At 42.6% G+C, this 19,929-nt stretch carries 14 protein-coding genes; 10 read left to right on the top strand and 4 right to left on the bottom strand.

The window, feature by feature from the left end:
• Positions 1 to 50 precede the first annotated feature (50 nt).
• The 3 genes from gcvH to LN995_RS07825 all read left to right on the top strand — a co-directional run bounded on the left by gcvH (position 51) and on the right by LN995_RS07825 (position 2,182).
• The gene (gene gcvH / locus LN995_RS07835; protein ID WP_229960085.1) at positions 51 to 431 is read left to right on the top strand and encodes a glycine cleavage system protein GcvH; all 381 of its coding nucleotides are present in this window, start codon (positions 51 to 53) and stop codon (positions 429 to 431) included.
• A gap of 65 nt (positions 432 to 496) precedes the next feature.
• Positions 497 to 832 carry a VanZ family protein gene (locus tag LN995_RS07830; protein ID WP_229960083.1) on the top strand — a complete coding sequence of 112 codons (336 nt, stop codon included), beginning with the start codon at positions 497 to 499 and terminating at the stop codon, positions 830 to 832.
• 66 nt (positions 833 to 898) lie between these two features.
• Positions 899 to 2,182 (top strand): M28 family metallopeptidase, encoded by a 1,284-nt coding sequence (locus tag LN995_RS07825; protein ID WP_229960081.1) that lies wholly within the window; start codon positions 899 to 901, stop codon positions 2,180 to 2,182.
• A 217-nt stretch (positions 2,183 to 2,399) separates the two neighbouring features.
• Here the strand turns inward: LN995_RS07825 and LN995_RS07820 are convergent, their stop codons facing one another.
• Complete coding sequence (locus LN995_RS07820; RefSeq protein ID WP_229960079.1) at positions 2,400 to 3,311, bottom strand: YicC/YloC family endoribonuclease; 912 nt, start codon at positions 3,309 to 3,311, stop codon at positions 2,400 to 2,402.
• Between the two features lie 252 nt (positions 3,312 to 3,563).
• On the opposite strand from LN995_RS07820, the gene LN995_RS21885 reads away from it, so the two are divergent.
• A complete protein-coding gene (locus LN995_RS21885) occupies positions 3,564 to 3,686 on the top strand; it encodes a hypothetical protein (RefSeq protein WP_262910444.1) in 123 nt (40 codons plus the stop codon).
• A 467-nt stretch (positions 3,687 to 4,153) separates the two neighbouring features.
• Positions 4,154 to 5,695 (top strand): SulP family inorganic anion transporter, encoded by a 1,542-nt coding sequence (locus LN995_RS07815; protein WP_229960077.1) that lies wholly within the window; start codon positions 4,154 to 4,156, stop codon positions 5,693 to 5,695.
• Positions 5,696 to 5,784: 89 nt separating this feature from the next.
• Here the strand turns inward: LN995_RS07815 and LN995_RS07810 are convergent, their stop codons facing one another.
• From LN995_RS07810 to LN995_RS07800, 3 genes are read right to left on the bottom strand one after another with little or no spacing between them, the layout of a single operon-like run.
• On the bottom strand, positions 5,785 to 6,936 hold the full coding sequence (locus LN995_RS07810; RefSeq protein WP_229960075.1) for a serine hydrolase domain-containing protein: 1,152 nt from the start codon (positions 6,934 to 6,936) through the stop codon (positions 5,785 to 5,787).
• A 5-nt stretch (positions 6,937 to 6,941) separates the two neighbouring features.
• A complete protein-coding gene (locus LN995_RS07805) occupies positions 6,942 to 10,142 on the bottom strand; it encodes a hypothetical protein (RefSeq protein WP_229960072.1) in 3,201 nt (1,066 codons plus the stop codon).
• Positions 10,143 to 10,146: 4 nt separating this feature from the next.
• Positions 10,147 to 11,235, bottom strand: a complete 1,089-nt coding sequence (locus LN995_RS07800) for an NAD(P)/FAD-dependent oxidoreductase (RefSeq protein ID WP_229960070.1) — start codon at positions 11,233 to 11,235, stop codon at positions 10,147 to 10,149.
• Between the two features lie 83 nt (positions 11,236 to 11,318).
• Between LN995_RS07800 and LN995_RS07795 the strand changes: the two genes are divergently transcribed.
• From LN995_RS07795 to LN995_RS07775, 5 genes are all read left to right on the top strand, one after another.
• Positions 11,319 to 11,954 carry an MBL fold metallo-hydrolase gene (locus tag LN995_RS07795; protein ID WP_229960068.1) on the top strand — a complete coding sequence of 212 codons (636 nt, stop codon included), beginning with the start codon at positions 11,319 to 11,321 and terminating at the stop codon, positions 11,952 to 11,954.
• A 21-nt stretch (positions 11,955 to 11,975) separates the two neighbouring features.
• Entirely contained in the window at positions 11,976 to 12,680 is a 705-nt protein-coding gene (gene pssA, locus LN995_RS07790; protein ID WP_229960066.1) for a CDP-diacylglycerol--serine O-phosphatidyltransferase, read from the top strand.
• A gap of 298 nt (positions 12,681 to 12,978) precedes the next feature.
• The gene (porU, locus tag LN995_RS07785) at positions 12,979 to 16,851 is read left to right on the top strand and encodes a type IX secretion system sortase PorU (protein ID WP_229960064.1); all 3,873 of its coding nucleotides are present in this window, start codon (positions 12,979 to 12,981) and stop codon (positions 16,849 to 16,851) included.
• Positions 16,852 to 16,899: 48 nt separating this feature from the next.
• Positions 16,900 to 18,027, top strand: a complete 1,128-nt coding sequence (porV, locus tag LN995_RS07780; protein ID WP_229960062.1) for a type IX secretion system outer membrane channel protein PorV — start codon at positions 16,900 to 16,902, stop codon at positions 18,025 to 18,027.
• Between the two features lie 25 nt (positions 18,028 to 18,052).
• On the top strand, positions 18,053 to 19,336 hold the full coding sequence (locus LN995_RS07775) for a M16 family metallopeptidase (protein WP_229960060.1): 1,284 nt from the start codon (positions 18,053 to 18,055) through the stop codon (positions 19,334 to 19,336).
• Positions 19,337 to 19,929 lie beyond the last annotated feature (593 nt).

Here is a 19,929-nt window from a genome sequence, read left to right as displayed (position 1 = left end):
TTGCGAAAAAGACTGTATTTTTGAAACTTAATATTTAACCGAAAAATCAAATGAACCTACCTGAAAACCTAAAGTATAGCAAAGACCACGAGTGGGTGCGCATCGAAGGCGATGTAGCTTATATAGGAATTACAGATTTCGCACAAAGTGAACTTGGCGACATCGTTTATGTAGACATAGACACTGTTGATAAGCAAATCAGTGCAGGAGACGTGTTTGGTACAGTTGAGGCTGTAAAAACTGTTTCTGACCTGTTTGCTCCATTAAGCGGAACAGTACTTGAGTTTAACGATAAGCTGGAGTCTAGCCCTGAGTTGGTTAACTCTGACCCTTATGGCGAAGGCTGGATTATAAAGTTTTCTATGGATGACGCTTCTGAAATGGATACGCTTCTGTCTGCAGAAGGCTACCGTGAAGTAATAGGACAGTAAATAAACTGGTTATTTGAGTAGCTTTGATACTACGCTATAACTTATTTACTATAATATGGGCAGCAATGATGCTACTTGGCACATTGCTGCCTCCTTCTTCTTTACCCGACGTAGACACTGGCTGGTCACTATTTTCTGTTGACACCTTCGCTCACTTTATTATGTTTGCTGTGCTCACTTTTTTGTTGATTGTGGGCCTCACCAAGCAATATACTTACCCAATGCTACGGCATTCGGCTGTAAAGTACTCTCTTATCGCCAGCACCTGCTACGGTGTATTTATTGAGTTAATGCAGTTAGCCCTTTCTTTAGGCCGCGAGGCTGACCCTATGGATGTGGTAACAAACTCGCTTGGCTGCTTTGTTGGCCTTATGCTCTTTAAATGGATTTACGTGTGGTAGTGCCAAAATGCAGCTACCGCTCCTCACTTAGTTCTTAGTGTTCCCAAGGTTGCTTATCTTTAACTGATGAAGCAACTTATTCTTTCTTTCCTGTTCTCTATTATTCTGCCAGGGCTTTCCCTTCCTGTGGCTCATGCCCAGGATATGCAGCGTGTACGCCAGGTAATAGACACCCTTACCTCCAGCTACATGCATGGCCGGGGGTATATTTTTGAAGGAGACACCAAAGCGACAGATTATATTCAAAGCACATTTCATACAACTGGTTTAAAACCTGTAAACAACTCCAACTCCTATCACCAAAACTTTGCCTTACCTGTAAACCGTGTAGTATCCACTCCTTATTTAAAAGTAGATGGTACAAAGCTTGCACCCGGCCTTAACTTTGTTGCACAGGCAGGCTCCCCTTCAGCACAAGGCACTGCTAAGGTACTACAGCTAGACACGCTTATTTTTTCTGATAATATTGCTGCCAGCAAGTTCTTCTCTCAGGACTTCAGCAGAAAAGCACTGGTTTACCGCCAGCAAGATGTTGAGCGACTAAGCCAGCTTCCAGAGCCATATCAGCTGCTGCTGCAAAAAGCAAAAGTTCAGGTTATGCTACAACAGGGACTATTAACAACAGTTGCTCGACAACAAAACGATGTGCCAGTTCTGGAGGTGTTAGAGGATGTCTGGCCTTCAAAAGCAAAGAAAATAACTTATAACATACAAGCTGATTTTGCCCCTGCTTATAAAACACAAAACATAATTGCTGTTGCAAAGGGAAACGTAGTTCCAGACTCCTTTATAGTTTTCTCAGCACATTACGACCATTTAGGCGGCCAGGGCAAAGGCGTGTATTTCCCGGGGGCTAACGACAATGCCAGCGGAACAGCTATGCTGTTAGAACTGGCAGAGTACTATAGCCAACCTGAGCACCAGCCAAAGTACAGCATAGTCTTTATGGCTTTCGCTGCCGAAGAGGCGGGCTTAGTAGGTTCCAGCTATTACGTGCAGCACCCTTTATTCCCCCTAAGCCAAATTAAGTTTCTCATAAACCTAGATTTGTTAGGCACTGGTGATAAGGGTATGATGGTAGTAAACGGTACTGTATACCCAGAACAGTTTAACCTACTCCGCCAGCTTAATGAGAAACATCAATACCTACCCCAGATCAGGAGCCGGGGTAAAGCAGCCAATTCAGACCATTATCCTTTTTCAGAACGAGGTGTGCCGGCTTTCTTTTTCTATACTTTAGGAGGCACCGCTGCATACCACAATATACTAGACCGCCCAGAGCAGTTGCCCCTGACAAAGTTCCCTGAGGTGTTTAAGCTAATTATAGATTTTGCGGATGAGTTACAGTAAGCTTATCTGTTAAAAACAGGCTATATCTTTTAATAGCACACAGTCTGTAAAACATAAACTCCAGTTCCTGTAGCAGGAACTGGAGTTTATAATAAGGTTTCACTACTCTATTGATGTTTAGTGAACAGCATCACTATAATAAAAAGCAATCAGAAGCTCCGCTTTACTACATACTTCTAATTGTTTCTTTTGAGTGGCATCTATTATTTGAACAAGCTTACAGAATATTGTTTATCTGCTCCTTAATCTTTTCAAGTTCCTCTTTCATCTCTACTACATGGTGCTGAATAGTAGAGTCATTAGCTTTAGAGCCAATGGTATTTATCTCACGGCCAATTTCCTGAGATATGAAGCCTAACTTCTTACCAGTAGGCTCAGGCAGGAATACTGTTTCTGTAAAGTAATGCAGGTGGTTTACCAGGCGCACTTTCTCTTCTGCAATGTCCAGCTTCTCCATATAATACACCATTTCCTGCTCAAAGCGGTTTTTATCAAAATGCTCAGAGTTGGATATCTCCAGTAGGTGGCCCTTAATGCGTCCCCGAATATGCTCCATACGTACCGGATCATGTTTTTCTACCTCAGCCAGTAATATACGAATACGATCTATGTAAGACATAATCTCTGTTGAAAGCGCTTTTCCTTCATCAGCACGGAAAACATTAATGTTATGGAGTGCTTCCTGCAGCAACGGCAACACCTTTTCCCAATCAGCGTCCGTAGTCTCTTCTTCCTGCGCATCTTGCTGCAACACATCTGGCATGTGCATTGCCAGTCGGAACAGATCATCTTTAGAGCTTCCCACCATGTCTGCGGCTTCGTTTAGCTCCTTATAATAAGCCTGCAACAGCTCCTTGTTGATTGTACTTTTAGCTTTTTGGGCTTTGTTCTTTATATAATCGATATTGATACTTACTTTACCACGTACCAACGCTTTTGTAACTATGTTACGGATCTCATACTCACGCTCTGCCAAAAATTTTGGAAGGCGGATATTAAGGTCCATGCTTTTTGAGTTTAGCGAACGGATTTCAACGGAAATAGTATATTGGTCGGCATCAAGGCGAGCACTGCCAAAGCCAGTCATAGACTGCAACATAATCTCTTTACTAAAATGATAGAATGGCAAATTAGGTATAATTATTAACTTTTACGCTCATACGGCACTAAAAGACAATATTGCACATACAGCTCACCTTTTTTTCATGTAATTTTGAGATAAGATATTTGGTGTAGTCGTTTTTCCACCAAGACTTGTTAGATGCCGTTCAAATTGGTTTGCAGCAAAAAATTGTAAAGCTGTGGCATAAAGACCATGACCTGCAAGTTTGTGATTTATCCTTTTCCCGGGAGCTTCTCCTAGAAAGACTATTCCGTTCGGGTGCTATTGCACCTACCTCTCTCCTATTGTGCAGGAGGTATGCAGCAGGCAAACCGCAGAAGATACATAGTGGCCGATGGCCTTGCTACTTTTGAAGCTGTCCTGGAACTGACACATGCTTAGCTAACTATTATCTTAAGTTCAGTAAGAACAAGTATATAAGTTTTAAATCATATTATAAAACAAGGCTCAACGTTATCAGGATGTGCCTTATTTTTTTGACATTGCCTTTCAAGATTATACTATACCCCAGGTAACTAGTGGCTATGAGTTTGATAAAACAATATAATAGTTTACTTTTGTACTTGCTATGCCAAACTCTACTCCTTTCATAGCCGTCACTCCACCGTGATCTTGTTTTAACTGAGCCCTCATCTGGTTCTCAGTACATCCTGCATTACCCATTACACAGCTTATTAACACATTATACTATTGTGCATAAACTTGTTCGTGCTTACTGTATGTAGCACAAGCTAGTTAAATATGTCCCATATTAATTTTTTAATTAGGCTCTCTTACTCTCGGCACTTCATATTAAAAGTGGCTGAATATTTTCCTCTATCCAATTAATACACTTATATATTAATAGTATGAAACCTTATTTACGCCTGTTTGACTTCAGCAATAAAATAGATTATAAAATTGAGATTCTGGCTGGGCTTACTGTTGCCATGACCATGATTCCCGAATCCCTTTCCTTTGCTATATTAGCTGGCTTTCCGCCTTTAGTGGGCCTTTATGCCGCCTTTATCATGGGTTTGGTAACGTCCATACTTGGTGGCAGACCAGGCATGGTATCCGGTGGAGCTGGCGCTACAGTAGTAGTGCTTATTGCTCTTATGCAATCGCACGGCCTCGAATATGTATTTGCTGCGGTGGCGCTGGCTGGTGTTATTCAGATTATTATCGGCCTGTTTAAACTGGGGAAGTTCATTCGCCTGGTACCACAGCCAGTTATGTTTGGCTTTGTGAACGGCTTGGCTGTTATCATTTTTATGTCGCAGGTAGAGCAATTTAAAACGGTGGTAAACGGAGAAGTTACCTGGCTATCAGGCAGCCCTTTGTACATTATGGCTGGTTTGGTAGCTTTAACCATTGCTATTATTGTGTTACTGCCTAAAATAACGAAAGCAGTACCACCTTCTTTGGTTGCTATTATTGTTGTTTTTGCGATAGTGCTTGGCTTCGGGATTGATACTAAAATGGTAAGAGATATTGCAGCCGTAAGTGGCGGCTTTCCTCCTTTCCATATTCCTGAGGTTCCGTTTAACCTGGAAATGCTTCAGATAATTTTCCCATATGCACTTATTATGACAGGAGTAGGTCTAACTGAAAGCTTACTAACCTTGAGCCTGGTCGATGAAATTACCGGCACCCGGGGAAACGGCAACAGAGAATGTGTTGCGCAAGGTAGTGCCAATCTTTTAAATGGCTTTTTCTTCGGGATGGGTGGCTGTGCCATGATTGCCCAGACACTTGTTAATCTTTCGGCTGGAGCAAGGGCTCGTTTGGCGGGTGTTATAGCAGCACTCACTATATTAGTTATTATACTCTTTGGAGCTCCTGTCATCGAAAGAGTACCTATGGCAGCGTTAGTGGGCGTCATGGTTATGGTTGCCTTCGGTACTTTTGAATGGATCAGTTTCAGGATCATCAACAAAATGCCCAAACAGGATGTTTTTGTGGGCATTTTAGTAGCTGTTATCACTATCTGGCTACACAACCTTGCGCTTGCAGTACTGATTGGTGTTATTATCTCTGCTTTAGTGTTTGCTTGGGAAAGTGCCAAGCGCATTAGAGCAAGAAAATATATTGATGATAAAGGAGTAAAGCATTATGAAATATTTGGGCCACTGTTCTTTGGGTCTGTTACTGCTTTCACTGAAAAGTTTGATGTTTTTAATGATCCGGAGGAAGTAGTTATTGATTTCAGAGAAAGCAGGGTTGCTGACATGTCTGGAATTGAAGCATTAAATAAGCTGACTGAACGATACCATAAGGCAGGTAAAAAACTGCATCTAAAGCACTTAAGCCCTGACTGCCGACGAATGCTTAAAAACGCTGAAGACGTTATCGAGGTAAATATTTTAGAAGATCCTCATTATGCCGTAATGACAGATGAGTTGTCGTAAGCAGATACCTCATGAAACAACATAGAAGCAAAAAGGGCTGCACTTATAAGTGCAGCCCTTTTTGCTTCTATGTTGTTTACATCTGCAAATCATTCTATCACCTCATTTACGGCATCAATCATGGCGAACACTTCACCTGGATGATTTCCGTCCCGTTCTCCCCGCTTTTTGCCAAGCCTGACAATGATGATGTCTTTTTTGGGTATAACAATGATGTACTGTCCCAAAATACCTCTCGCATAAAAAATGTCCTGCCCTTTGTAGCCAGGCAGCAGCCACCATTGATACCCATAAAAGTTAACTTTTTCACCATCAGAGGCGGCAGGCAGTCGATTAGGTGTAAGCGAAGCCTTTACATAAGCAGGGTCTACAATAGTATCGCCATTCCAGATGCCATTATTTAGATATAATCGCCCGATTCGGGCAAAGTCTCGGGCATTGGAAAAGAAGCAGCAATAAGCCTTTTCATTACCGCCAGTTCTATCTAGGCTCCATTCGGCATCCTGCTTTGCTCCCAAGGGCTTCCACAACTTTCCTTCTGCATACTTGCTCAAACTTTTGCCAGTAGCTTCTTCCAATACAAAGCTTAACACTTGTGTATCACCACTTTTGTAAATAAAAGCTTTACCGGATTCTTCTACTGCCTCTAACTGGCCTATTACTTGCTTCAAGTCAGAACCATAATAAGCTTCAGTAGTCACAGAAAAAGGGCTGCTGTACGACTCGTCCCAGCTTAAACCGGAACTCATCCAAAGCAAATGTTTTAGCTTTATGCTGGCTTTATTACCTTCTTTGAACGCAGGCAAAAAATCTCCTACAGGCTGCTCCACACTTTTGATTTTTCCCTCTCTGATAGCAGCCCCAACCAATATACTCACAATGCTTTTGGCCATAGAGAAAGAGTTGCTTAACGACTCATCAGAGTACCCGTCCCAGTATTGTTCATAAAGTACAGAATCGTTTTTGACAACCAGAAAAGCTACCGATTCCAACTCCTTATGCAGCTGCTCCAGACCAGCAGGCATCTTCACCTTATTATAATTAGCTGACAGAGCCCAATCTTGTACCTCTGCAGGAGCATTGATTGCACGCTGCTCAAAAATAAGATTATCGTCTATGTCAGCGAAATTGTAATATATGGCTTTGTACACATAATCCTTATCAGCCATGTGTATCCATGCTGCCAGCAGTATCAGTAACAGTATAGCGCCTATCGTAAAACGTCTGACTTTCCGACTCATGCAGATTAAAAGTCGTAGCCAAGTGTCACATAAAACTTAGGACCTTCACGCTGACCGTCTTCCTCACTCCATGCTACATCCAGCTTACCGTACACTCCTAAAAGGGTTGTACGGGCACCTACACCATAACCAACTAAAAATGGATTACGGTAATTTATGATAGTGATTTCAAAAGGATCATACGATGTTTCATCAGTACGGCCTCCTATTACGCGCGTATTGATAGAGTTTTTACCAGTAAAAGGGTTTGTGCCATTATAAGCAGATCCTGCATCGGCAAAGGCTGTCAGTTGCAGGTTACGGAAAAAGCCGGAAGCAATTGGCCCATTGTACAAGTACTTCACAACAGGTACGCGTAGCTCAAGGTTACCTAAAAGGTATTTAGTGCCGGTACGAGTGTTAAAGTTAAACCCTCGCAATGGGTTAACATATTGCATAAAGAAGAAATCTGCTGCTGAGCTAACGGTTACAGCGTTCTGCTCCGATGCATCATCCTGAGACGGGAACAGCCAGTTATCCATACCTCCTATAGAGAACTGTTTAGGTGATTTGCCAAAGAACTCGCCATAGCTCAGGCGACCTGCCAGCACAATCTCTCTATGTAGTTTCTGGTAACGACGTATATCTATATAAAACTTGTTAAAGCTGTCTTCGGTGTTGTCGAAGCTTCTCAGGGAAAGGAGACCTGCTTTCATGCGTGTGCCCTCCATCATATTTACCCCTGTTGCCACTGAGTTATCATACACCAGCTCAATATTCCCCCCACCAAAATTGTTTACATCATCCTGGGCACTAAAGTCATTTATGTAAGAGAGACGTGTATTCACAAACTTAGGCTGCACTCTAATGCTCGTGCTATAGCTAAGCGGGTACACCAATGTTGGCGAAAACTCGTTTTTGCCTAAGCGCACAATTACGTTTGGCATTGTCTCAAAAGCACCTACTACCACATCACGCCTGTACTGCATGCCATAGTCAAAACGAGATTCAAGATTCATGTACTCAGCAAAGATGCGGCTTGTCTCCAGGTCGGTGCGTAAAAATATATTGCCACGGATTATATGATTCTCGAACAGATCGCTCATGTTTACGCCCGCTACAATACCAAAGCCTAACTGAGGATCAGAATAAACAGACGTAATTATGTCCTGCACACTAAAACGCAGATCATAATCCAAAGGGCCTACAACCTGAGGCTCATTTGTAACTCCAGCACGGCGAATAGTTGTTTTAGGCTCTGTAGTACTTGCTGCTGCACTATTTTTAAACTGATAGTTCTCTATGTCTACCTCCCCTTGGCGCCTGGGCTGTTGCTGTTGCTGGTTCTTGCTTTCCTCCTCAAACAGCTTACGTCGCTGTGCCGCCGCAGCCGCTGCATTTTGGGTCGTTCTTGCCCTTGTTTCCAGAATTATCTGCCGCGATGTTTTAGGGAGAGAGTCAAGGGAGGTGGGTGTAAAGTCTGGCAGCAGGTATACATACCCACGCGAAATGTCTCTGGCAATAAGCGCAAGCGTGTTTTTTGAGCTTACATAGTCATAATCTTCTATGTTCTCTATGAAGTTAGATAAAGGAGAAGTTGTACCTGTGCTTATATTGTAGCGATATAAGCTCCTGATTCCGCTTTCTTCACTAATGTAAACAAGATTACCTTCATCAGTAGCACGTGGCCTTAACTCGCTTGCAATAGAGCTTGTCAGCTGTTGTATAGCAGGTTCCCGGCCTTGCTGCTGTAACAAATAGATATCATAGTTGTTTACCACATCGGCAAAGCTTGGGTCTTTTGTTACATCAACTGTATCTTCCCATCGGTTAGAGCTAAAGGCAATACCCGCTCCCCCTTTCAGGAATACAGGGCTGATGTCATCATAAATGTCGTTGGTGAGCTGCTGCTGCACACGCCCATTGGCACGCAGTAAGTATAAATCAGACTGGCCGTTGTTAATGGCACTTACTACAATGGTCTGCCCATCTTCTGAGTAACTCATGTCCCGCACCTGCGAAAACTGATCAAGTGTAGCTGCTGCCGTAGACAGGTTATCATAGAAAGGAATCAGTGAACGTCGTTGTGTAGCATCTATCTGCCGCAACGTCATTTTACCCCGGCGTGCTTCTACAAAACCAAGCTGTGTATTAGAGCGCCAGGCCAATACCGGCAGTTTAAAATCAATTCGCTGGTCTACTACTTTGTAGCCTCCTACCCAAACCACACGATCCTTTCCAGTGCGGACATCCTCCACAACAATTCTGAAGCCTCCGTTATTGTTCTCCACATAAGCTAAAAGTGTACCTGCAGGGTTAAGCGCTGGTTCAGAATAAACATGATCCTGCTTGTTCCTTTTAAATAGCTTTCTCTCATCAGGAAGCGACACAAGCTGATTGTCTGAACGGGTGTTGATTTGCTTATAATAGTTGTGCCAATCCTGTATGAAGCGCTTGTAAGGAATATTCAGACTGCTGGTAATCCCTACCTCCACATCGCGTGTAATACGCGTCAGGTTCAGTATGTTCTGTATAGAGGTGTACCCATAGCGTTCTGCTATATAATTCCATATAGACTGCCCCGTTAACTCCTGGTTACGTTTAAACAGATCATCAGGCCGCAACTGTTCTGTAATAACCATGTTACGCATGTAGTTATCCATGCGCATACTCCAACCTTCAGCAGTGTAAGCAGCAACTCCGGTTATGAACCAGTCTGGCAGACGCAACAGGTAACTGCTCTGTAAAGCTTCTTTAAGGCTGCCACCATACATCATATCGTTCAGCAACAGTTCTGTGACCCTGTAACTCAGATCACGCTTAAATTCTGTCTGAGTACCGTCAAACGACAACTCTACTTTATTCTTCATGAACAGGGTTTCTCCCCCATTCTGATATTGATCGCTGTTCAGGCCAATATTACTCTGCTTCTGGTCTGTAGCAGAGTTGTAAAGTATAAGCGTTATTTTAGAGTAAGGATAATAGCCAATAAGGCTGGTAATACGTTTCAGTTCCTGTTCTGCATAAGCAGCCGCATTTTCGGCAGCCTTTTGCCCGCCCTGATAGAAGTACACATTAAAGTTTTGTGTACTGTACAGCTTCCAATCAAAGCTTTTGTATTGGATACGGCTCTTGCCAAATGTGTCGCGGCTAGATTGCGCCTGAACGGAAGTTCCAACCAGGATGCACAGCACAAACAACAACAATAATCTGGTATAAAAACGCATGCACTTAAGATTGAGGATTATGGTGTTTTATATAGTCGTAATATAACGAATAATATCGCGAAATATGTACATCTGGCAGCAATTCTGCTTCTCCTGCCAATGCCTTAGCAAAGTTATGTGCCAGGTATGGTGCCATTAGTACTCCTTTAGATCCCATACCGTTAAACACACTTAACTGTGTATACTCAGGGTGTACTCCGACCAGCGGACGTCGGTCACGCACTGCAGGTCTGATGCCAGCCCAATGGTTTAGTATATCAAAATCCTGTGAAGTGATCTGGCAGAAGCGTTCAGATAGCTCTTCCTGCCCAGCCTCTGTTGGTTCTTCATTTGGTTTACGCCAATCGTACGTAGCTCCGATCTTAAATCTTCCATCTTCTATGGGAACAACGTAAACAGCTTTGTTATAGATACATTCTGCTTTAAAATTTTGTGTTTGCACCTCTAGTACTTCTCCTTTGGTAGGCTGTATGGGCAGCCACTTAAAGTACGGATTGTTTATAACTTGGTATCCTTCACAAAAAATGAGATGCTTCGCCTCTGCTTGCCTATACTTTACGCCTTGCCCTGTTAACTGCAGATGCTCAATGTTGAAGCGCTCCGGCAACATTAAGCTATGTTGCAGCAAGTCCCGTGCCAGCAACTCCAGCATTAGCGACACTTGCAGATATCCACCCTGCTTGATCATTATACCACCAAACGGATCTTGTATAGAGGGCTGGTTAGTGCTTTGGGTATAGGTGGCTTCTATGTACGCTTGCCAGCCTTCCCCAGCGCTCTTCGCCATCCAGGTATTTTGTTCCTCTATAGAGGAGAAAATTTTGTAGATAGGTTTATGAAAAAAAAGCGGTTGATTATAACGCTCTTCTAACTCATCATAAAAATTATTGGCTGCAGGTATAAATTTATCTGCCAGCCATGATTTGGCAAATCGCTTGCCTGCTATAGGGTTTACCAGCCCCGCCGCTACTTTAGAGGCAGTACTTTGCCTAGGTTCATCTATCACTAAAACCTTTTGCCCCCGCTGCCTTAGGGTATAAGCTAACGTAGCACCGGCCAGGCCATGACCAACAATTATAAAATCATAATTCATAAGGGGCAAGTTACGAGTTGTACAGGTGAAATTTGTAACTTAGGGCCCAGTTTTGTGGACGCTTGACACCAAACAAGAATAATATGAAGGTTACCTGCCTTACCTTTAATCCTTTTCAGGAAAACACGTACCTCCTTCACGACGATACGAATGAGTGCATTGTTGTAGACCCAGGTTGCTATGAGCAACACGAACGGGAGCAGCTGAAAAAGTACATAGAAGATAACAGCTTAAAAGTAACACGCTTGCTGAACACTCACTGCCACATAGACCATGTGTTAGGCAATAAGTTTGTCGCAGCCACCTGTAAAGTAGGTTTGGAAATACATCCTGAGGATGAGCAGACGCTACGTTCTGTACAGGTTTATGCCCCTGCCTATGGGTTTCCGTTATACCAGGAAGAATTACCTGCATCCTTTCTTAAAGAAGGCGACGTTGTTAAGTTTGGCAATACAAAGCTACAGATATTCTTTACTCCAGGGCATGCTCCGGGCCATGTAGTATTTTATAATGAGCAGGAGAAGATTGTAGTCGGAGGAGATGTGCTCTTCAAAAACAGCATTGGCCGTACAGACCTGCCTGGCGGTGATTTCGACACGCTTATTAAAAGTATCAGAACAAAACTTTTTACACTACCTGATGAGGTAACTGTTTATCCTGGGCATGGCCCGGAAACAACTATTGGGTATGAGAAAAAGTATAACCCATTTCTGCGGTAGCACATACCGCCTCTTCATTAAATGAAAAAACATATTCCTAACGCCATTACCTGCTTTAACCTGCTTTCTGGTTGTATAGCGTTATATTTTGCTTTTAATAATCAGTTAGTAAATGCTTCTTACATGGTTAGCGTTGCTGCTGTTTTTGATTTTATGGATGGCATGGTAGCTCGTGTCTTAAACACTTACTCTGAAATAGGCAAGCAACTGGACTCACTGGCTGATATGGTGTCTTTTGGAGCTGTACCTGGCGCTATGGTGTTTATGCTGCTGACTGTTTCGGGGAATACAGCACTGGGAATACCTGAAAGCATACTGCCTTTCTTTGGTTTTCTGATTACCATATTTTCGGCATTGCGCCTGGCTAAATTTAACATAGATACGCGTCAAACATCTTCATTTATAGGTTTACCGACACCGGCCTGTACCATACTGGTGGCTTCTTTGCCCCTTATTTTAGAAAATGGCACTCTGGCACACTATAATGTTATATTAAACCCTTATGTGCTACTGACACTAACGGTACTTCTGTCTTACCTGTTGGTGGCGGAGCTTCCATTGTTTGCACTTAAGTTTAAGAACTTAAGCTGGCAAGACAATTCTATTCGCTTTATTTTCCTTGGGTTGTCAATAATTTTACTTGCTCTTGTTAAGTTCGCAGCCGTACCACTGATTATAGTACTCTACATAATTTTGTCTATCATTAAAAACACTTCACAATCATGAAGTTTACTACCAAAGTTGATGTAGTACCTCTTCTGGAGTTGTTCCCCCCACAAGGTCAAGCTGTTTTGCCTGATGTGCGCGTCGGCAACACATTATAGTGAAGTAGGTAGAGTAAGTCTACAGTAAGCTAGCTGCTGGCTAACCTGATTATGGAATCTAACACCTACGGGTTAACACAGCAACAACAGCTTGCTGCGACACAATAAAACAACAAAATATCTGTTAGATTAAGACAATGATACCTGCACCTGTACTTTATGCACTATGTGATGTCATTGTTTCTATACTCCCTTAGTAAATGAAGTGGTCTTTCCGGTTAGTTGGTGTATGCATACTGTTTACCTGCAACTTACTGATTAGCGGGGTTAAGGCTCAATCTACATCTCCTGTAGTTACACTTAACTGGCAGGAAAAACAGGCTGTGCTGCCTGCACAAAATTTACCAGGAGAAATCGCATCCTTTACAGGTGCTACAGTAGACTACACCAAGCGCCTGCCTTATTACCGTTTCCGCATACCAAGTGTACACATTGGCAGCTTACAACTTACCCAAACGACTTATGCGCCTTTCTCACAGGAAGAACAAAAGCTATTCGGTAGCAGCAGTTTTGGTTCATCCCCTACAGTAAGCATAGTAAACGGAACTGAAAACAAACTACCCCTTAGCTTAGTTACCATACTTCCCATCCGGCTAAATCCGCAGACAAACCAACTGGAAAAACTGGTAAAATTCAGCTACACTTATTCACTAAGACGAACACAGACGGTAAATGCACGTGTTACCAACGCCAGCGACTTTGGGAATAGCTCTGTCTTAAACTCAGGCGACTGGTACAAAATAGCGATAACTTCTACTGGGGTTCATAAGCTTGATAAAGCTACTTTACAGGCACTCGGCATTAGTACGCAAAACCTGGACCCAAAGCAAATTCAGTTATATGGCAACGGTGGCGAAATGCTGCCACAGCCTAACAATTCTCCCCGCCCTGATGATCTGCTGGAAAATGCTGTTATGGTGCCTGGTGAAGAAGATGGGCGCTTCGACGATGCCGACTATGTACTTTTTTATGCACAGGGGCCGCACACATGGGCGTATGATAGTAATGAAGGCCAGTTTAAACACACGTACAACTTTTACACCGACACAGCTTACTATTTCCTTAGAATAGGTTATGCAAATGGTAAACGTGTTACAAGCCGAGGGCAGGCTGGTGGCGCTACGCAAACTATTAACAGCTATAATGAGCGGGCTTTTTATGAGAGGGACCTTAAAAATATGGTGTACTCAGGCCGCGAGTGGTATGGAGAAGAGTTTAGTTCTTTTACCTCTTCCCGCGGCTTCACTTTTCCTGTAAGTGATATAGTATTGGGCTCTGACCTAAAGTTAAAGGCTTTTTTGATGGCTAATTCTCCAGCCAGTTGCACCTTTACCCTCCAGTTAAACAACCAGCCTTTAGGTTCTCAGGGCATTGCTGGTCGCGGCACTTACAGTTACCATCCAGAAGGAATTAACAACATCAGAATTTACACGGTAAGCCAACAGGTACTTGGGGCTCCGTCAGAATGCAAAGTAAACATAGCTTTTAATACAGGTGGCAGCAGCACCTCGCTTGGCTATCTTAATTATCTGGAGCTGAATTACAATCGCCAGTTAAAGCTATATGGAGAACAGACAAGCTTCCGTTCTGTAAGCAGTACCACGTTACCAGTAAATACGTTTACTATTTCAGAAGCTCCTGCTTCAGCTATTGTTTGGGATGTAACAGCCCCTGCACAGCCTGTACAGCAGGAAACCGTAACAACGGGGTCAGGACTTAGCTTTACAACAGCTACAGATATGCTGCGTGAGTTTGTTGTTTTTCAGAATGCAGGTATCAGCCTACGGCCTGTCCCCTTAGGTAAGGTACCAAACCAAAACCTGCATAGTCTCAACCAGAATGGGAACTTAGATTTTGTGGTAGTTACACACCCTGAGTTCCTGACTGAAGCCAACAGACTGGCAGCATACCGCAGCAGCCACAATAATTTAGCAGTCTCAGTTGTAACCACACAGCAGATATTTAACGAATTTTCTTCCGGAGCACAGGATGTAACAGCTATCCGCGACTTTATGCGAATGCTTTACAACCGCAGCCACAAAAGTGGTGACGATATGATGTACCTCCTGCTCTTTGGAGATACCTCCTACGACTATAAAAACCGCACCATTGATAATACCAACTTTGTGCCGATATATGAGTCGCGTGAGTCGTTACATCCAATAAACAGCTACTCTTCAGAAGATTATTTTGGCTTTTTAGATGAGGATGAAGGCGAGTGGACTGAAAACACCTTAGGGGATCATTTATTAGATGTAGGCATTGGGCGACTTCCGGTAAAGACCAATGCAGAAGCAGCAGCTATAGTGCAGAAGATCATGTCTTATGACAGCCCCAGCCAGTTTGGTAAATGGCGCAGCCAGGTAACTTTTGTGGCAGACGACGGTGACTATAACGAGCACATGAACGATGCAGAGTATCTGGCAAACTACCTGGTAAGCAGCTTTCCTGGTTACAACCCAAACAAGCTGTACTTAGACCTTTACCCACAGGAAGCTGTTTCCAGGGGAAAGCGCTCTCCTGAAGCCTCTTCAGCCCTGGACAAAGCAATTACACAAGGTTCTCTTATCACCAACTTTACAGGCCACGGCAACGAAATCAGCTGGACAGCAGAACAGATACTGACCATGCAACAAATTGCAAATTGGCAAAACAGCAACAGGCTGACTTTTATGCTTACCGCTACCTGCGAGTTTGGCCGTTACGATGAACCTCAGCGAACCTCCGGAGCAGAAGCAGCTTTACTAAATGCTCAGGGTGGGGCAGCAGGCTTGCTTACAACGACACGCCCGGTTTACTCCACCGGCAACCGTGTGCTAAATCGTAACTTCTTCGAATATGCCTTTACTCCTGTTAAAGGCGCAATGCCCCGGTTAGGAGACTTGGTTATGCGCACTAAAAACAGCAGCATTTTAGATACAGTGAGTGGTTCCAGAGGGGTAAATAACCGCAATTTCACCTTATTAGGTGACCCGACCATGCAGCTAGCTTATGCCACATTACAAGCCGAGATAACGCATATAAACGGCAAAGCAACATCTTCAGACACCTTAAGCGCTTTAGGAAAAGTAACAATGGCAGGGCGGATTTTGGCGGCTTCGGGAGAAACAAAACAAAGCTTTAACGGTGAACTTCAGCTTACAGTGTATGAGAAAACAACTACTGTAAAAACACTGGGAGACGAAGGTGCTCCTTCGGTGCCAATAAGCTTACGCCAGAATATTCTGTATGAGGGAAAGGCAACTGTAAAGAATGGTTTGTTTGAGGTTACTTTTATAGTACCCAAAGACATTGTTTATACTTATGGTCCCGGCAAAATTACCTTATACGCCAGTAATTCTACCATTGATGCCATGGGTGCATCTCAATCTGTTATAGTAGGAGGCACAGCCCAGGCTGTTACTACAGATAACACACCACCCGCCATAAAGCTATACATGGATGATGAATCGTTTGTGTTTGGGGGAAGCACCAATTCTAACCCGACCTTACTGGCTAAAGTAGCCGATGAAAGCGGCATAAACACAGCAGGAGTGGGCGTTGGACACGAGATTACAGTTGTACTGGATAATGAACAGGATAATCTGATAGTGGTTAATGACTATTATACTTCAGATGCTGATAGTTACCAGTCCGGTACTATTAAATTTCCTTTACAAGATCTTGCGCCAGGCCCTCACTCCGTTAAACTAAAGGCTTGGGATACCTACAATAACTCTTCAGAAGAATATTTGGAGCTTTATGTATCGAATGAAGCAGAAATAGCGTTAGAGCATGTGCTGAATCACCCAAACCCATTTTCAACCAAAACTACTTTCCATTTTGATCACAACAGAGCAGGCGATAACCTGGACATTCAGGTGCAAATTTTTACCATATCTGGTAAGCTGGTCAGAACACTTGAAACTACCAGCTATGCAAGCAAAGCTCATTTAGCTGAATTAACCTGGGATGGCAGAGATGAATATAATGATATACTGGCCAAAGGCGTTTATGTTTATAAAGTCAATGTCAGGTCGCAGCAAGATGGCTCTAAAACATCCCGATTTGAGAAACTTGTAATTTTGAATTAAAATAGTCCTCTATTATTTCTATCTTTGATAAGCTATTAATTTTTTTTTATGTATAAAAGAAGTATTCTTTCTAAAGCAGCTTGCTTTGTTGTGGCCGTGGCTTCGGCTCCTTTCGCATTTGCTCAGGGAGTTACTGGGCAGAGCAACGATGTGAATGCCGTAACTACAGCTGTACCAATACTTACTGTTGCACCAGACGCACGCTCTGCAGCACTCGGCGATGCTGGTGTAGCTATCAGCCCTGATGCCAATGCTCCGCACTGGAATCCTGCCAAGCTTGGCTTTGTAGAACAGGATATGAGTGTCAGCTTATCATACTCTCCTTGGTTAAGCAATGTAGTAGACGATATGTCTCTCAGCTATCTGTCTGGCTATAAAAAGCTTAACGAAACATCTGCCATTTCCCTCTCCCTGCTTTACTTTGATTTAGGGGAAATACAGTTCATAGATGAGAACCGTAACCCAATACAGGATTATAGCCCTAAAGAATACGCTATATCAGTTGCTTACGGACAGGCGCTAAGCGAAAACCTCAGCCTTGGTATCGGAGCCCGCTTTATTCATTCCAACCTGGCTGGGAATGTAAACGTTGGTGGTGCTTCTACTACTTTTGAGTCACAGCCCGGTAACACAGCGGCAGTTGATGTTGGAATTTACTATAATAAAGATCTGAGTCAAAAAGTTAATTTAGCGTTAGGAGCAAACATCTCTAACATTGGAGGAAAGATTGCTTACACCAGCGCTGATGAAAGTGACTTTCTTCCAACAAACCTTAAGATAGGTACCGCAGTAACTTACAATTTAGATGCCTATAATAAACTTACCTTTGTGCTTGATGCGAATAAACTTCTGGTTCCTTCGCCAGGTGCAGATCAAAGCCAAAGTGTGGTTAGTGGCCTTTTCTCCTCTTTTGGAGATGCTGAAGGAGGCTTTACAGAAGAGATGCAGGAAGTAAACCTTTCTGGTGGAGTTGAGTACTGGTATAGTGACTTGTTTGCTGCAAGAGCAGGTTATTTCTACGAAAATCCAGATAAAGGAGGTAGGCAGTATCTGTCATTAGGTCTTGGGCTGCGTTATCAGAAGTTCGGTATTGACGCGGCCTACCTGATCCCGAGTCAGCAAGGAAACCCTTTAGCCGAAACACTACGATTCACGCTTGCGTTGAATCTAGATTAATAAACTACGAACTACATATTTAGAAATGCTTGATAGAACCAAAGCACCTGAAACATATGAAATAGATGCGGTCTCGCTTCAAATTGCAGAAATAAATAATCTGAAGAATGGAGCAAGATTACATGTTATAAAAAGCGAAACCCAGCCTGTTGTCAGGCTGGATTTTGTTTTTAAAGCCGGTAAATGGTACGAACCTGAAAGTGGCGTATCTGACCTTACAGCAAAAATGCTGTTCGAAGGTACTGCTAATCATACTGCTAAACAGATAGCCGAAAAGGTAGCCTTTTATGGAGCTTCTTTCGATAATAACCACGGTTATGATCGCACAGAATTCACGTTATACTGTTTGGCCAAATATGTGGAGGAGCTTCTTCCTCTGGTACTTGACGTGCTGCAAAACCCATCATTTCCTGAAGAAGAGTTTAACTTGCTCTTACAGCGCACTAGGCAGAACGTTAAAGTACAACGCCAAAAGAACAGCTACTTAGCTACACATAGCTTTACAAAAGCCTTGTATGGAGATGAACACCCGTATGTGTTCGGTTTTGACAGTAATGCTTTTGATAATATTACACTTGATAAGCTTGAAGCATACTATAAGAGCAGGTTCAATGTGCAGGAGTTAGAGGTTTTCGCTTGTGGCAGCATCAATGAACCTATGCTGCAATATCTTGTAAAGAATATTGAAGAGCTTTCTTTACAAAGGTCTCATTCATCAGACACAGTAGATAGGATAGATATTGCAAATCCGAAGAAGCATTCTTTAGTAGAAATGCCTGAAAGCTTACAGTCATCTATTAGAGTAGGTAAAAGGTTTCCGCTGATACAGCATGAGAATTATCTGAAGCTTATTGTTTTGAATGAAGTTCTAGGTGGATACTTTGGCTCCAGATTAATGCGAAATATCAGAGAGGACAAAGGGTATACCTACGGCATCTATTCAACCATTTCAGCAAAAGAGCAGGATAGCCTTTTCTATATTGGTACTGATGTTAATTATGCAGTTACAGACGACACTATTAGTGAGATAAAAAAAGAGATAGCTCTCTTACAGCAGGAGGAAATACAGGAAGATGAACTCAATACTGTAAAGAACTACATGCTAGGCAAGTTCCTGAACGATATAGCCACCATTTTTGACCAGTGTGATCGTTATAAACGGATCGTCCTACACAGTCTTTCTACAGAATATTATAGTAATTATGTCACTACTATACGTACTGTTACAGCTCCAGAGTTAAGAGAATTAGCCAATACTTATCTGCCTATAGATGATTTAACAATTTCTGTAGCAGGACGAAATAGTTAGTTTATTCAACTTGATTCTTACAAACAAGAAGCCCCTGTAGCTTTAAACTTACAGGGGCTTCTTGTTTGTAAGAGCAACAGCTTATTTCAGAAAAAAAGCCGGTTTCCTGAACAGCATTGAATTATAAAAGTTAAACAGAAAGATTTAGAAGATATTAATGTGAAGTTGCTGGGTAAGTAGTTTTAAAAATTTCTCTTTAGATACTTTTATCAAAAGTAGATGGTATCGGGAATTCCAGAGCTATTATGCATCAGCTCTCATAGCAAAGCCTCTGCTCTACCTCTTTCTTAAGACCATTTATTGTACGTTAATTCTAATATACGCCAAGTTCGGTAAAGAGTCCCTTACTTATGCCTAGCTTTCTCAACTAGAAACAAGGAGCTAGAAGTAGCCATAGTTTAGTGCTACTGTAGTACGCAACAGAACAGTTTTACTTCAATTGAGGAAATAATGAATTAAGTAAGGCTTGGACTACAAACACATTATACCTTAAATATTCTCCAAGCTGACGTTAAAGTTAACAATAGCTTGGCGTGGCATATTTTGCAACGGTTATCACTCACTTTACTAAAGTTTACTTGCTAACCCTCTTC

This window comes from Pontibacter silvestris, from assembly GCF_020907275.1.
Lineage (GTDB): Bacteria > Bacteroidota > Bacteroidia > Cytophagales > Hymenobacteraceae > Pontibacter > Pontibacter silvestris.
This window is presented reverse-complemented; position numbering and strand designations above follow the sequence as displayed.

Bases quoted from the DNA above. Each gene is read 5' to 3' on its own strand.
- porU (WP_229960064.1), top strand. From the start codon at position 12,979: ATGAAGTGGTCTTTCCGGTTAGTTGGTGTATGCATACTGTTTACCTGC.
- LN995_RS07830 (WP_229960083.1), top strand. From the start codon at position 497: ATGATGCTACTTGGCACATTGCTGCCTCCTTCTTCTTTACCCGACGTA.
- LN995_RS07775 (WP_229960060.1), top strand. From the start codon at position 18,053: ATGCTTGATAGAACCAAAGCACCTGAAACATATGAAATAGATGCGGTC.
- LN995_RS07810 (WP_229960075.1), bottom strand. From the start codon at position 6,936: ATGAGTCGGAAAGTCAGACGTTTTACGATAGGCGCTATACTGTTACTG.
- porV (WP_229960062.1), top strand. From the start codon at position 16,900: ATGTATAAAAGAAGTATTCTTTCTAAAGCAGCTTGCTTTGTTGTGGCC.
- gcvH (WP_229960085.1), top strand. From the start codon at position 51: ATGAACCTACCTGAAAACCTAAAGTATAGCAAAGACCACGAGTGGGTG.
- LN995_RS07815 (WP_229960077.1), top strand. From the start codon at position 4,154: ATGAAACCTTATTTACGCCTGTTTGACTTCAGCAATAAAATAGATTAT.
- LN995_RS07805 (WP_229960072.1), bottom strand. From the start codon at position 10,142: ATGCGTTTTTATACCAGATTATTGTTGTTGTTTGTGCTGTGCATCCTG.
- LN995_RS07800 (WP_229960070.1), bottom strand. From the start codon at position 11,235: ATGAATTATGATTTTATAATTGTTGGTCATGGCCTGGCCGGTGCTACG.
- pssA (WP_229960066.1), top strand. From the start codon at position 11,976: ATGAAAAAACATATTCCTAACGCCATTACCTGCTTTAACCTGCTTTCT.
- LN995_RS07825 (WP_229960081.1), top strand. From the start codon at position 899: ATGAAGCAACTTATTCTTTCTTTCCTGTTCTCTATTATTCTGCCAGGG.
- LN995_RS07795 (WP_229960068.1), top strand. From the start codon at position 11,319: ATGAAGGTTACCTGCCTTACCTTTAATCCTTTTCAGGAAAACACGTAC.